The sequence below is a fragment of the Bradyrhizobium sp. UFLA05-108 genome (assembly GCF_059803455.1).
On record NZ_JBANAZ010000020.1, the window covers coordinates 22,805 to 37,421 of the forward strand.

The 14,617-nt window shown below is 63.4% G+C and carries 9 protein-coding genes; 8 read left to right on the forward strand and 1 reads right to left on the reverse strand.

Annotated features, from left to right (window positions below; all coding sequences use genetic code 11):
- Positions 1 to 29 precede the first annotated feature (29 nt).
- A complete protein-coding gene (locus SO140_RS16670; protein WP_027523839.1) occupies positions 30 to 1,310 on the forward strand; it encodes a lipoprotein-releasing ABC transporter permease subunit in 1,281 nt (426 codons plus the stop codon).
- A 4-nt stretch (positions 1,311 to 1,314) separates the two neighbouring features.
- Positions 1,315 to 2,016 carry an ABC transporter ATP-binding protein gene (locus SO140_RS16675; protein WP_449381673.1) on the forward strand — a complete coding sequence of 234 codons (702 nt, stop codon included), beginning with the start codon at positions 1,315 to 1,317 and terminating at the stop codon, positions 2,014 to 2,016.
- Positions 2,017 to 2,143: 127 nt separating this feature from the next.
- Here SO140_RS16675 and SO140_RS16680 read toward each other — a convergent pair whose 3' ends face one another.
- The gene (locus SO140_RS16680; RefSeq protein WP_498541720.1) at positions 2,144 to 3,223 is read right to left on the reverse strand and encodes a zinc-binding dehydrogenase; all 1,080 of its coding nucleotides are present in this window, start codon (positions 3,221 to 3,223) and stop codon (positions 2,144 to 2,146) included.
- A gap of 114 nt (positions 3,224 to 3,337) precedes the next feature.
- On the opposite strand from SO140_RS16680, the gene SO140_RS16685 reads away from it, so the two are divergent.
- The 6 genes from SO140_RS16685 (at position 3,338) to dnaE (ending at position 14,584) form a co-directional block, all read left to right on the forward strand.
- Positions 3,338 to 4,111, forward strand: coding sequence for a helix-turn-helix transcriptional regulator (locus SO140_RS16685; protein WP_449381647.1), 774 nt, complete (start codon positions 3,338 to 3,340; stop codon positions 4,109 to 4,111).
- A gap of 339 nt (positions 4,112 to 4,450) precedes the next feature.
- On the forward strand, positions 4,451 to 6,913 hold the full coding sequence (locus SO140_RS16690) for an arylsulfatase (RefSeq protein ID WP_498542830.1): 2,463 nt from the start codon (positions 4,451 to 4,453) through the stop codon (positions 6,911 to 6,913).
- A gap of 242 nt (positions 6,914 to 7,155) precedes the next feature.
- Entirely contained in the window at positions 7,156 to 7,866 is a 711-nt protein-coding gene (locus SO140_RS16695) for a c-type cytochrome (protein ID WP_498542831.1), read from the forward strand.
- 14 nt (positions 7,867 to 7,880) lie between these two features.
- Positions 7,881 to 9,425, forward strand: coding sequence for a copper-containing nitrite reductase (nirK, locus tag SO140_RS16700; RefSeq protein ID WP_498542832.1), 1,545 nt, complete (start codon positions 7,881 to 7,883; stop codon positions 9,423 to 9,425).
- A 434-nt stretch (positions 9,426 to 9,859) separates the two neighbouring features.
- A complete protein-coding gene (locus SO140_RS16705; protein WP_449381644.1) occupies positions 9,860 to 10,585 on the forward strand; it encodes an outer membrane protein in 726 nt (241 codons plus the stop codon).
- 495 nt (positions 10,586 to 11,080) lie between these two features.
- Entirely contained in the window at positions 11,081 to 14,584 is a 3,504-nt protein-coding gene (gene dnaE / locus SO140_RS16710; RefSeq protein WP_498542833.1) for a DNA polymerase III subunit alpha, read from the forward strand.
- The last annotated feature ends 33 nt before the right edge of the window (positions 14,585 to 14,617 follow it).

The window sequence follows — 14,617 nt, forward strand, 5'->3', positions numbered from 1 at the left end:
TTGACCCCGAATCATGGGATTATCGAGCGATGGATGAGACCATGACCGAGCCTGTGCAAACCGCGCCCTTCGCGCCGTTCGAATGGATGTTGTCGGCGCGCTACCTGCGGGCGCGCCGCAAGGAAGGATTCATCTCGGTCATCGCCGGATTCTCCTTCCTCGGCATCATGCTTGGCGTCGCCACGCTGATCATCGTCATGGCCGTCATGAACGGCTTCCGCAAGGAACTGCTCGACAAGATCCTCGGCCTCAACGGGCACATTCTGGTGCAGCCGCTGGAATCGCCGCTGACCGACTGGAAGGACGTCGCCGAGCGCATCAGCCAGGTCGACGGTGTGCGGCTCGCCGCGCCCGTGGTCGACGGCCAGGCGTTGGCCTCTTCGCCGTTCAATGCCTCGGGCGTGCTGGTGCGCGGCATCCGCGCCGACGACCTGAACAACCTCACCTCGATCGCCAAGAACATCAAGCAGGGCTCGATCGAGAACTTTGACGAAGGGCAGGGCGTGGCGATCGGCCGGAGGCTCGCCGACCAGTTGTCGCTGCATGCCGGCGACAGCGTCACCTTGGTCGCGCCGAAGGGCGCGGTCACGCCGATGGGCACGACGCCGCGGATCAAGCCGTACAAGATCGTCGCGGTGTTCGAGATCGGCATGTCCGAATATGACGCGGGCTTCGTCTTCATGCCGCTCCCCGAGGCGCAGGCCTATTTCAACCGCAACAACGACGTCACCGCGATCGAGGTGTTCACTACCAATCCCGATCGCATTGACGCGTTTCGCAAGTCGGTGACGGAGGCTGCCGGCCGGCCGGTGTTCCTGGTCGACTGGCGTCAGCGCAACTCGACGTTCTTCAACGCGCTCCAGGTCGAGCGCAACGTGATGTTCCTGATCCTCACCATGATCGTGCTGGTGGCCGCGCTCAACATCGTGTCCGGCCTGATCATGCTGGTGAAGGACAAGGGCAGCGACATCGCGATCCTGCGCACGATGGGCGCCTCGCAAGGGTCGATCATGCGCATCTTCCTGATCACGGGAGCCTCGATCGGCGTGGTCGGCACACTCGTCGGCTTCTTCGTCGGCCTCGTCATCTGCCTCAATATCGAATCGATCCGGCAGTTCCTGTCCTGGCTCACCAGCACGGAACTGTTCTCGCCGGAGCTCTATTTCCTGTCCCGACTGCCTGCCGAGATCGACGTCGGCGAGACCACGGCGGTGGTCATCATGGCGCTGACGCTGTCGTTCCTTGCGACGCTCTACCCGTCCTGGCGCGCCGCGCGTCTCGATCCCGTCGAAGCGCTCCGGTACGAGTGAGGGGCTGATGGAGCAGGGGGCGGAAGATGTACCGGTCATTTATCTCCACGAGATAAAGCGGCAGTACGTGCAGGGCGAGAACGTGCTGACCATCCTGGACGGCGCCAAGCTCGCGCTGTGGGCTGGACAGTCGGTGGCGCTGGTGGCGCCGTCAGGTTCTGGCAAGTCGACGCTGCTGCACATCGCAGGGCTGCTGGAGGCTCCCGATTCCGGCGAGGTCTATGTCGGGGGCACCCCGACCTCGCAACTGCCCGACATCGAGCGCACGCAGCTTCGCCGAACCGAGATCGGTTTCGTCTACCAGTCGCACCGGCTGCTGCCGGAGTTCTCGGCACTGGAGAACGTCATGCTGCCGCAGATGATCCGCGGCCTGAAGCGATCCGAGAGCGTCAAGCGCGCCAAGGATATCCTGTCCTATCTCGGGCTCGGCGACCGTATCACCCATCGCCCCGCCGAGCTGTCGGGCGGCGAGCAGCAGCGCGTCGCGATTGCTCGTGCCGTCGCCAACGCGCCGCGGGTGCTGTTTGCGGACGAGCCGACCGGCAACCTCGATCCCGGCACTGCCGAGCATGTGTTCCAGGCCTTGATGCAGCTGGTCAAGGCGACGCAGGTCTCGATGCTGATCGCGACCCACAACATGGAGCTCGCCGGCCGCATGGACCGCCGGGTGTCGCTTTCCAACGGCCAGGTGGTCGAGCTCGACTAAAATCTCGAAAACAACCCCATGCAAAGTAGCCGGCGACCGCTGGCGAGATCTTCGTATTTTACGAAATCTGTTGGCGCGTCGGGCAAATCACCGGGCATGATGCCATCCTCGCAGCATGTGGGACGGCCTACGGCTGGATCACCGTCATCTTGAACGGACCGGCATGGGCTGCAGCGTGCTTGACGGCCTCGTTGGCGTGATCGAGATCGAACGCCGTCGTCTCATACTGATCGAGGCGCAGCAGCCCGGCGCGCACGAGCGCGATCAGGCGGACCGCCGCATCCGGCGGATACATCCAGACGCCATGGATGGTGATGCAATTGCGCATGATCCAGGGGTAGGGCAGTTCGAGCCCAGGTCCACCGGCCATGCCGATGCCCCCCATCAGCACGACGCGGCCGTAGGCGCGCACCGCCATGATCGCAGCGCGCACCACCGTGGGGCTGACCGAGGGCGGCATGATGTCGAACACGCAATCGATCGGCCCGGCGGCGGCGCGCTTCATCTGCTCGCGGTCGTCGCTCTCGTTGCCCGAGAGTTTAAAGGGCCTGACGCGCGGGCCGAAGCGCCGAACGAGATCGGCGAGGATCGTCTCGTTGCGCCCCGGCGCCACGACGCTGGCCGCGCCCATCGCAAGCGCCACCGCCACGGCGGCGCTGCCGAAATTGCCGGTGGCGCCGCTGACCAGTACGGTCTCGCCAGGCTGGAGCTTGGCGGCGAGGAAACCGCCGTAGGGCACGAGCATGGTGCCGAGCGCGCACCATTGCGCGGCTTCGACGGAGGTGATCGCGCCGAGCCGCTTCACGTTTTCCGTCGGCACTCGCATCTGCTCGGCGAACGAGCCGTGACGGAAGTACTTCTGCAGCTTCATGCCGCCTTCGTCGCGGGCGCTCAGCGCCTGCAATGTGATGTCGGGCGACAGTGCGTCGTCGCGTGAACGCACGGTCGGATCGCAGAATACCCAGTCGCCCACGGCGAGTTTCGTTGCATCCGGTCCGATGGCGCGGACCCGGCCGATGCCGCCGGGGCCGGGGATCACGGGAAGATCCAGGGCGTAGTTGCGCGCGCCGCTGAAGACCTCGTTCAGATAGGGCAGCACGCGGGTGGCGACGACGTCGACGATGACCTCGCCCGTGCCGAGCACGGGAACGGGGACATCTTCGATCGCGAGCGGTGTTCCCAGGGATTTGAGGACGGCGGCCTTCATGACGTTCACCTCTTATTCGAGCTGAAGCAGGAATATGCGTCCGCCTTGAAAGCGCATGAAGGCCTGGTATTATCCTAGTATCCAAAGGGCCCTCCCTGAGCCGGAAGCAAGATCATGGCCGATCCCCGACGTGTCGAATTCGGTGACTTCCTGCGCTCACGCCGCGAGAAGCTGACGCCGAAATCCGTTGGCCTCCCGATCGGCCGCCGTCGGCGCACGGCGGGGCTGCGGCGCGAGGAGGTGGCGCAGCTCGCAGGGATCGGCGTCGACTGGTACATCCGCCTCGAGCAGGGGCGCACAGTAAGCCCGTCGGTCACCACCATCGATGCGCTGGCCCGCGCGCTGCGCCTTTCCAGGACCGAGCATGCGCATCTGAAGGCGCTGGCGCGCGACGGCGCGAGGGGTGCGTTCACGCGCGAGGTCGTGCCGCCGCCGATCCTGCGGCTGATCGAGAGCCTGAACCAGCCGGCCTACATTGTTGGACGGCGCTGGGACGTGCTGGCGTGGAACGATGCCGCCGAGGAGGTCTTTGCGTTCGGGAAGCTAGCGGAGGAAGATCGCAACACGATGCTTCTCATGATGACCAACAAGCAGACGCGAAAGGCTTACGGTGCGAGCTGGGCGGAAGTGGCAAAACGCATGGTGGCGATGTTTCGCGCAACACATGACGTATGGGCGGGCGATCCCGCGTTTGTGGCGTTGCTGACGCGGCTGCGGCAGGGCAGTCCGGAATTCGTCAAATGGTGGGAAGCGCACGAGATCCGCAGCACCGCCTCGGGCCTCAAGACCATGTCTCATCCCACCCTGGGCGTGCTTCATTTCGAGCACACGAGTTTTCAGGCCAATGACGATCCGGCGTTGAAGCTCGTCATCTACACGCCGGTGTGAGCGCGTAAGCGCAAGGGCCAAGCGTCAGATTTCGAGAGCCGAACGGAAATGTTGCGATCAGCCGGAGCGATGAAGACAAGCTCCGGCAAGGGCTTGTTCCCGGTTCTGTGGGCCGAAGGAAGCCTATTTCGACAAGTCGTGGCAACTCGACGATATCGTGCAGGTGAGTGAGACAGTCGGGCGCCAGTGACGAGGTTGATCTAGATCAACCGCCGTCGCGCCGTCCGATTCAAGCTGCGCATTGCTACGCCTGCATCCAAGCCTTGCTTGGAGCGCGGCGTGTCTCTCGTTTCGACTTGTGTCGGCTCCTCAGGAAAACTTGAGCACCGGGAGGACAGCATGAAGACGAACGTCGCAATCAATCGTCGGAAGTTCCTGCTTGGAAGCACAGCACTCGTCACCACATCTGCAGTCGCCACGCGACCTGAGCCTTCGCAAGCGCAGGGCCCGCTGAAGGAGTACAAACCCGGGCAGGCGTTTTCCGGTGTGATCGGCCGAACCTTTGACGTATCCAAACCGGCATGGCCAGCGCCCGTCCGGGCGCGGGAGGGCGCGCCGAACGTGCTGTTCATCGTTCTCGATGACACCGGCTTCGGGCACATCGGTTGTTTCGGGAGCCCGATCAACACACCCAATCTGGATGCACTCGGCGCTGATGGGCTGCGCTACAACAATATGCATACCACCGCACTGTGTTCGCCATCGCGTTCCTGCTTCCTGACGGGGCGCAATCACCATTCGAATGGGATGGCATGCATCACTGAAGGCTCGGAGGGCTTTCCGGGAGCCAATGGACAGATCCCGTTCGAGAACGGCTTTCTGTCGGAAATCCTTCAGCAGAACGGCTACAATACCTATTGCCTCGGCAAATGGCATCTGACGCCGGCCGAACAGACTTCAGCGGCCGGCCCTTACGACCGCTGGCCTCTCGGCCGTGGATTCGAGCGCTACTATGGATTCCTCGGCGGGGATACACATCAGTACTACCCGGAGCTAGTGCGGGATAACAGCCAGACGGAGCCAGAGAAGACGCCGGAGGAGGGGTACCACCTCACGCCCGACCTCGTCAGCAAGGCGAAGGGCATGATTGCGGACTCCAAACAGGTGGCGCCCAACAAGCCGTTCTTCATGTACTTCGCCACGGGAGCCATGCACGCGCCGCATCATGTTCCGAAGGAGTGGGCCGACAAGTACAAGGGCAAGTTTGACGCAGGTTGGGATGCCTATCGCAAGCAGGTTTTCGAGAAACAGAAGGCGCTTGGGATCATACCGTCGAACACGGCTCTGTCGCGACACGATCCAGACGTGCAGGACTGGGACAAACTGCCGTCCGATGAGCGCCGCCTCTACGCCCGAATGATGGAAGTGTTCGCAGGATATCTGGAGCACACCGACCACTACATCGGCGAGCTGATCACCTTCCTCAAGGACATGGGCGAATACGACAACACGCTCATCATGGTGGTTTCAGACAACGGCGCAAGCGCCGAGGGCGGCCCGCACGGCTCGGTGAACGAAGGCAAGTTCTTCAACAACGTGCCGGACGACCTGCAGCAGAATCTCGCGGCGATCGACGACCTGGGCGGCCCGAAATACTTCAATCATTACGCCTGGGGCTGGACACATGCCGGCAACACGCCGTTCCGGCGCTGGAAGCGGGAAACCTACCGCGGCGGCGTCTCCGACCCGTTCATGATCATCTGGCCGAAAGGCATCAAGTCCAAGAGTGAGATACGCACGCAGTATTGTCATGCCATTGATATGGTGCCGACGGTGCTGGACGCGCTCGGCATCGAGCCGCCGGTCCAAATTCGCGGCGTTACGCAGTCACCCCTGCAGGGCTTCAGCCTCACGTCGTCGTTTGACGATGCAAACGCGGCGCCGCTGCACTTCACGCAGTACTTCGAGATGTTCGGCCATCGCTCACTCTACCACGACGGCTGGCGCGCAGTCTGTCCATGGCCGGGTACGTCGTTCACCGAGTCCGGCCGGACGTTTGGCGCCGCCATCGACTACGCCAAGCTGATCGAACTCGATGCCAAGGGTTGGGAGCTTTACAATCTCAAGGAGGATTTTGCGGAAACCAACAATCTCGCTGACAAGGAGCGCGACAGACTGATCGCGATGATCGGCATGTGGTACGTCGAGGCCGGCAAATACGACGTCCTGCCGGTCGACAGTCGCGGTACGTCGCGGCTCGGCGATCCACGGCCGCAGATCGCGGCCAATCGCAAACGTTATTTGTATTATCCGGGCACCCAAATGGTGCCCAGCAACGCAGCGCCTTACCTGATCAATGTTGCACATTCGATCTCGGTGCACGCCAACGTGCCGAGGGGCGGAGCGGAAGGTGTGCTGCTCTCGATGGGCGGCTGCGATGGCGGCTTCGTCTTCTACGTCCAGAATGGCAAGCTGACCTACGGCTACAACTACGTCGCCGATCAGCGTTTCAAGGTGCAGTCGGACACAGCTATCCCCGAAGGCGATCACATCTTCAGCTTTGAGTTCACACCGACAGGCAAGGCGGACATCCCTGAGGGCAGGGGCGTACCGGCAAGCATCAAGCCGTTTGTCGACGGCAATCCCATCGGCAACGGCGATTTGCCCGTCACCATACCGTTGTCGTTGGGCTTGGCGGCTGGCGTTTGTGTCGGCGCCGATGCCGGTTCGCCGGTGATGGATACGGACTACAAGGCGCCATTCCCGTTCACCGGGACGGTGAAGAAAGCTCTCGTGGATGTAACCGGTGAACCCGTCGAGGACATGGCTGCGAAGATGAGGATGTACCTCGCGCGCCAATGAGCGGTCTCACCTTGTAGCGAGGTCCGTTCATGGCCCGATCTGAGACTCTGCGGCGGTTACTAAAGGTGTCAGCTCACCGGGGCTGACTTGAAGCAATCGCGGGACGCGATTGTGGCAATGACGATTCGGCGTTGAAGCTCGTCATCTGCGCGCCGGTCTACGCCGTTGATTTAGATCAAACGGGACCGATGCGTTGCAGCGATACTTGCGACGAGCGCCGGACAAAGCAGCGGGTTTTCAGGATGTGGGAACAAATTCGCGCCGTCTGGCGGGCATCGTCCGTTTTCATTGTCGGGCTGGCCGTGATTTTCGGCGGGATCTATCTGGTCGGACACCTGTCTTCATCGACGAATCCGCCATCTGCCGCAGCCCCCACCTCTGATCAAGCCGCCTCGTCGGACCAAGGTCGCAATCGGGGCCAGCCGGCCGTCGCCTCGACCGAGACGCCGTCGCCACAAGGCGGCAGCGCGAAGCAACCTGCGCAGCAGCTCGCTCAATCAGGCAAGGCGCCTGCTCAGCCGCCGGTCGATCAGAACAATCCCGCACCGACACCAAAGCCGTCGGCGAACGCAGCCGCGGCATCTCCGGCCGCTGCTGCCTCGCCGTCCGCTGATGACCACAGGGCGGCGAACATCCAGCCTCCAAGCGCAACGCCGTCGCTGCCCGCCGCCCCGTCACCATCCGCTCATGACCATATGGCACAGGGCAACACGCCGCAGGCGAGCGCAACGACCGGACAATCACCTGCGGCACCAGCCTCCAACGCTCCGCCGCCCGCGTCCAATGCCGCAACGGCTGCCTCGAATGCCGCGCCGGGCATCGGCGATGCTACGGCAGGTCGTCTGGTCTTCAGGAAGTGCCAGGCTTGTCATTCCACCGAGCCCGGCAAAAACATGCTCGGCCCGTCGCTGGCCGGCGTCATCGGCCGCAAGGCCGGTACGGAGGCTGGTTAAATTATTCGCCCGCGATGAAATCGGCTGACATCGTGTGGAGTGTGCAGACGCTCGACCAATATCTGGCCGATCCGGCGAAGGTCGTGCCGGGCAACAAGATGCCGTTCCCCGGCCTCAAGACCGATCATGACCGGGCCGACGTCATCGCATATCTCGCGGGCGGCACGCAGCCCGCGGCCACCGCCGCTCAGCAGCCTTCGCAGGCTACGCCGCCGCCCACGCCACAGCCGGCCCAGACACAGGCGGCGCAAGCCGCGCCAGGTCCCTCCGTCACCTACATTCCCGACGCGCGATACACCTTGCGTTCGGGGATCGCGGAAGGGCGAATGGTCTATATCGGTGAGGGCGGCGAGATCGACGGCAAGGTCAATCCGGTCTTGACTGCCGTCGAGGGACAGGTGGTTCAACTCACTCTGATCAATGGCGAAGGGGCGCAGCACGATATCGCCTTTCCCGACCAGAACACCACCTCGCCACGCGTCACCGGAAAGGGTGCAAGCACGACGATCGCATTCCGCGCCGATAAGTCCGGGGACTTCGTTTATTTCTGCAGCGTGCCCGGCCATCGGCAAGCCGGAATGGAAGGTCAATTCCTGGTTACCCCGCGCCCGCCGCCTCAGGCGGTGGTGGAAGCCGATATTTCACGCGAGCCCGCCGACGTGCCGCCGCCGATCGGCAAACGCGATCCGCAAACCGTGCGTGTCGACCTCTTGAGCGTCGAGCTCGAAGGCCGGCTCGCGGAAGGAACGACGTTCGGCTACTGGACCTTCAACGGCAAGGTGCCGGGCCCGATGATCCGGGTGCGCGTCGGCGACACCATCGACATTCATCTGAAGAATTCCAGCGACAGCTCGATGATCCATTCGGTCGATTTCCACGCCGCGACGGGCCCGGGCGGCGGTGCGGCCGCTCTCCAGGTCGATCCCGGCCAGGAGAAATCAATGACATGGAAGGCGCTGGTGCCGGGCCTCTACGTCTATCACTGCGCCACCCCAATGGTCGCCGAGCATATTGCAAACGGCATGTACGGCATGATTCTCGTGGAGCCTGAAGGCGGCCTGCCGCCGGTGGATCACGAGTTCTATGTCATGCAGGGCGAAATCTATTCCGACATGCCCTTCGGCCAGCGTGGAAGCGCAGAGTTCAGCGTGGAGAAGCTTCTGAACGAACGTCCCGAATACTTCGTCTTCAACGGCTCAGTCGGAGCGCTGTCCAAGCTCCACCCACTGCACGCCAAGGTCGGCGAAACCGTGCGCATTTTCTTCGGCGTCGGCGGACCGAACTACACATCCTCATTCCATGTCATCGGGGAGATACTCGACAAGGTCTATACGTTTGGCGGACTTCAAAGCCCGCCGCATGAGGGAATTCAGACCGTCACCGTGGCGCCGGGCGGCGCGGTTGTCGTTGACTTCAAGCTGGAAGTGCCGGGCAATTACACGCTGGTCGATCATGCGCTTTCACGATTGGAGCGTGGGCTGTCGGGCATCCTGAGCGTGGAGGGTCCCCCGAACCCCGAAATCTTCAACGGCAAGGTGATGCCAGGCATGGGGCACTGACCACGCCTCCGGTGCAGAAATCGAACGATGGGATCTATACGACGTCACCCCGCTCTCGAGCACGGGATTTTTTTCAGGCCAAGGATCATCCCGCTTAGCAGCTTGTGATCTACACGCCGGTGTGAGCGAGCCGCATTGTGGAACAGCGCTCGCGAAATTGTGGCGACAATACGGAGACAAAAATATCGATTGTCATACTCGTGTTCACACCAAGATGTGAACACTCCTCCGCGAGCGGAGACTCAGCAGATTGACGCTGGAACCACTGCAAAAATAGAACCCAAATGAGTTCCAGGCGCGTGCGAGAAACATTCATTTACCTCGCGGGGCCTTTCGATAGGACTGTGGCGTCGCGGTTACAGCAATTCCGTCGATGGCTGGTAAGAGGTGCCCATGGCCCGGGGGCCTACTGAAGAAACTGGAACGGGAATCAAATGAAGAAGAGTTTGTTGCTTGTCACTGCTAGCCTCGTTGCGCTCAGCGCGGCTGCGCCGGCGGTGGCTGCTGACCTCGCAGCACGGCCTTATACGAAGGCGCCGCCTGCGGCGATCGCCGCGGTCTACGACTGGAGCGGCTTCTACATCGGTATCAACGGCGGCGGTGGTTCGGCTCACACGACCTGGGATTTCGTCGGCACGGGCACTGAAGGTTCGCACAACGCGACCGGCGGTACCGTCGGTGGTCAGATCGGCTATCGCTGGCAGACCGGGCAGTGGGTGTTCGGCGTCGAAGGCCAGGGCAACTGGGCCGACTTCTCCGGCGACAACGTCAGCCTGCTGTTCGCGGATCGCAACCGCAGCCGTATCGATTCGTTCGGTCTGATCACCGGTCAGGTCGGCTACGCCTGGAACAACGTGCTCGTTTACGTGAAGGGCGGCGCGGCCGTGGTCGGCGACAAGTTCGACGTCTACAGCACTGCCACCGGCGCGCTGCTTGCCTCGACCAGCCAGACCCGTTGGGGTGGCACGGTCGGTGCCGGCCTCGAAGTCGGCTTCGCTCCGAACTGGTCGGTTGGCGTCGAGTACAACCACATCTTCCTGCAGGACAAGGACGTCACCTTCACGGGTCTCGTGGGTACCGACCGCATCCGTCAGGACGTCGACATGGGTCTCGTCCGCCTGAACTACAAGTTCGGCGGCCCGATCATCGCGAAGTACTGATATTAGGTACCGACAGGATCGCTCCATTGGAGCGGTCGCGAAAGCCCCGGCCTTGCGCCGGGGCTTTTTTGTTTCGAGAATTCATCGAGTTAACCATTGAGTGCAAAGCCGGGTCGCGAGCCCCGTCGCGCAGCTTGACTCTTAGAACAAAAATAGAACAATGTTCTCTCTATGTTCTAGCGAGGGAGCAAGGCCATGTTGAAGATCTTCGTGGAAGAAGCCGCTGCGCTGGCATCGATCACGCTGTTCGTCGGGATGATCGCGATCTGGGCGCAAGTCATCCCTCAGCTCTGATTCCCCAGCTCTGAGCGGGGACCGGCGGCCGCTTGTTGAAAAGCGGGACGGCGCTAGGAATGTGCGCCCGCGCCATGGACTCTCCGTAGACTCTTGGCGGCCGAGGCACCACCATTGTCGGGCGAGTCGGGCCAACGGAGCGCGCATCCTGCGCCCAGGTCCGGCTGGTGTCCCCACGATGTTGAAAGGCCGTAAGCGACCATGCCGAGCGCCGGATTTGTCCATCTTCACGTTCACTCGGCCTATTCGCTGCTCAAGGGTTCGATCAAGATCGCCAAGCTCGCGGAGCTTGCGAAAAAGGACCATCAGCCGGCGCTGGCGCTGACCGACACCGACAACATGTTCGGTGCGCTGGAGTTCTCCGACAAGATGGCGGGCTCGGGCGTCCAGCCGATCGTCGGCTGCGAGCTCGCGATCGATTTCGGCGACCAGGATCCGAATGCGCGCAATGCGATTCTGCCCTCGCGGGTCGTGCTGCTGGCCGCGCAGGAGCGCGGCTATCGCAGCCTGATGCGGCTGAACTCGCGCGCGTTCCTCGAGACTCCCGACAGCCACGCGCCGTTCATCAAGTTCGATTGGCTTGACGGCGAGACCGACGGCTTGATCGCGCTCACGGGCGGTCCAGACGGGCCGATCTCGCTTGCGCTCGCGGCCGGCCACGCGGAGCTCGCGGCCACGCGCTGTGAGCGACTCGCCGGTCTGTTCGGCGACCGCCTCTACATCGAATTGCAGCGTCATGGCATCGACAAGGAACGCCGCATCGAGAGCGGGCTGATCGACATTGCCTATACGAAAGGCCTGCCGCTGGTTGCGACCAACGAGCCGTACTTCGCTTCGACCGACGATTACGAGGCTCACGATGCGCTGCTCTGCATCGCCGGCGGGCGGCTGATCGCCGAGACCGAGCGCGAGCAACTCACGCCCGATCACCGCTTCAAGACGCGCGCCGAGATGGCGGTGCTGTTCGCCGACATTCCGGAAGCGCTGGCCTGGACGATCGAGATCGCCGAACGCTGCTCGTTCCGACCGATGACGCGCAAGCCGATCCTGCCGTTCTTCACCGTCGGCGCCGCAGGCAGCTCCGATGCGGCCGCGGTCGAGGCGGGCGAATTGAAGCGGCAGGCGGAGGAGGGGCTTGCCAACCGCCTGCGCGTGCACGGCCTGTCGCAGGGCACGACCGAGGAGGACTACAACAAGCGGCTCGCCTTCGAGGTCGACGTCATCACCCGCATGAAATATGCGGGCTACTTCCTGATCGTCTCCGACTTCATCAAATGGGCGAAGTCGCAGGGCATTCCGGTCGGGCCGGGCCGCGGCTCCGGCGCAGGCTCGCTGGTCGCCTGGGCCTTGACCATCACTGATCTCGATCCGATCAAGTTCGGGCTGCTGTTCGAGCGCTTCCTCAATCCCGAGCGCGTCTCGATGCCGGACTTCGACATCGACTTCTGCCAGGACCGCCGCGGCGAGGTAATCAAGTACGTCCAGGAACGCTACGGCCGCGATCAGGTCGCCCAAATCATCACCTTCGGCACCCTGCAAGCGCGCGGCGTGCTGCGCGACGTCGGGCGCGTACTGCAAATGCCCTATGGGCAGGTCGACAAGCTGACCAAGCTGGTTCCGCAGAATCCGGCCGCACCGGTGACGCTGGCCGCCGCGATCGAGAGCGAGCCAAAGCTCCAGGCGTTTCGCGATGAAGACCCGGTGGTGGCGCGCGCCTTCGACATTGCCCAGCGCCTCGAGGGCCTGACGCGCCACGCCTCGACGCACGCGGCCGGCATCGTGATCGGCGATCGCCCCCTGAGCGAGCTCGTGCCGATGTATCGCGATCCCAAGTCCGACATGCCGGTGACCCAGTTCAACATGAAATGGGTCGAGCCCGCGGGCCTCGTGAAGTTCGACTTCCTCGGCCTGAAGACGCTGACGGTCCTCGACGTCGCGTGCAAACTGCTCAAGCCGCGCGACATCCATGTCGATCTCGCGACGCTGCCGATCGACGATGCCGAGAGCTACCAGATGCTGGCCCGCGGCGAGGTGGTCGGCGTGTTCCAGGTTGAAAGCCAGGGCATGCGGCGCGCGCTGGTCGACATGCGCCCCGACCGCTTCGAGGACATCATCGCGCTGGTCGCGCTCTATCGTCCGGGCCCGATGGCGAACATCCCGACCTATTGCTCGCGCAAGCACGGCGACGAGGAGCCGGAATATCTCCACCCCGTCCTCGAGCCGATCCTCAAAGAGACGTTCGGCGTCATCATCTACCAGGAACAGGTGATGCAGATCGCGCAGGTGATGTCGGGCTATTCGCTCGGCGACGCCGACCTCCTGCGCCGCGCGATGGGCAAGAAGATCCGCGCCGAGATGGACAAGCAGCGCGATATCTTCGTCGCCGGCGCGGTGAAGAACGGCGTGCCGAAAGCGCAGGCCGAGACGATCTTCGAGCTGCTCGCCAAATTCGCCGACTACGGCTTCAACAAGAGCCACGCGGCAGCCTATGCGCTGGTGTCCTACCACACCGCCTACATGAAGGCGCATTATCCGGTGGAGTTCATCGCGGCGTCGATGACGCTCGACCTCAACAACACCGACAAGCTGTCCGAATTTCGCTCCGAGGCGCAGCGCCTCGGCATCAAGGTCGAGCCGCCGAACGTCAACCGCTCAGGGGCGACCTTCGAGGTCGGCGAGAAGACCATCTACTACGCGCTCGCAGCGCTCAAGGGCGTCGGCCTTCAGGCCGTCGAGCAGATCATCGAGGAGCGCACCAAGAACGGCCCGTTCACGTCACTCGCCGATTTCGCCGCGCGCGTGTCGCCGCGCGCGATCAACAAGCGCATTATCGAAAGTCTCGCCGCCGCCGGCGCCTTCGACACGCTGGAGCCGAACCGCGCCCGCGTCTTTGCCGGTGCGGATGCGATCCTCGCCGCCTGCCAGCGTGCGCATGAGGCCGCGACCATCGGGCAGAACGACATGTTCGGAGGTGCGTCGGATGCGCCTACCATCATGCTGCCGCAGATCGAGGCCTGGTTGCCGGCCGAGCGGCTGCGGCGCGAATATGATGCGATCGGTTTCTTCCTGTCGGGGCATCCGCTCGACGATTACGCGACGGTGCTCAAACGCCTGCGCGTGCAGAGCTGGGCGGAGTTTTCGCGCGCCGTCAAAACCGGCGCAACCGCCGGCAAGGTCGCCGCCACCGTGGTGTCGCGCATGGAGCGGCGCACCAAGACCGGCAACAAGATGGGCATCATGGGACTTTCTGATCCCACGGGCCACTTTGAGGCGGTGCTGTTCTCCGAAGGGCTCGCGCAATATCGCGACGTGCTTGAGCCGGGCGCCGCGGTGCTGCTGCAGCTAGGTGCGGAATTGCAGGGCGAGGACGTGCGCGCGCGTGTGCTGCACGCCGAGCCGCTCGATGACGCCGCCGCCAAGACGCAGAAGGGGCTGCGCATCTTCCTGCGCGACACCAAGCCGCTGGAATCGATCGCGCGTCGGCTTGCAGGTCCGGACGCCGCGCCATCGAACGGCGGCGCGCCGAAGGTCGGCAGCCCCGGCATCGCGCAGCGCTCCAACGGCGACGGCGAGGTCTCGCTGGTGATGATGCTCGACCTCGAGACCGAGGTGGAGATGAAGCTGCCCGGCCGCTTCAAGGTCTCGCCGCAAATCGCAGGCGCGATCAAGGCGGTCGCGGGTGTCGTCGACGTGCAGCAATTGTAGCATCCGTCGCCGCCGATCGAGCCCGGCGGCGCC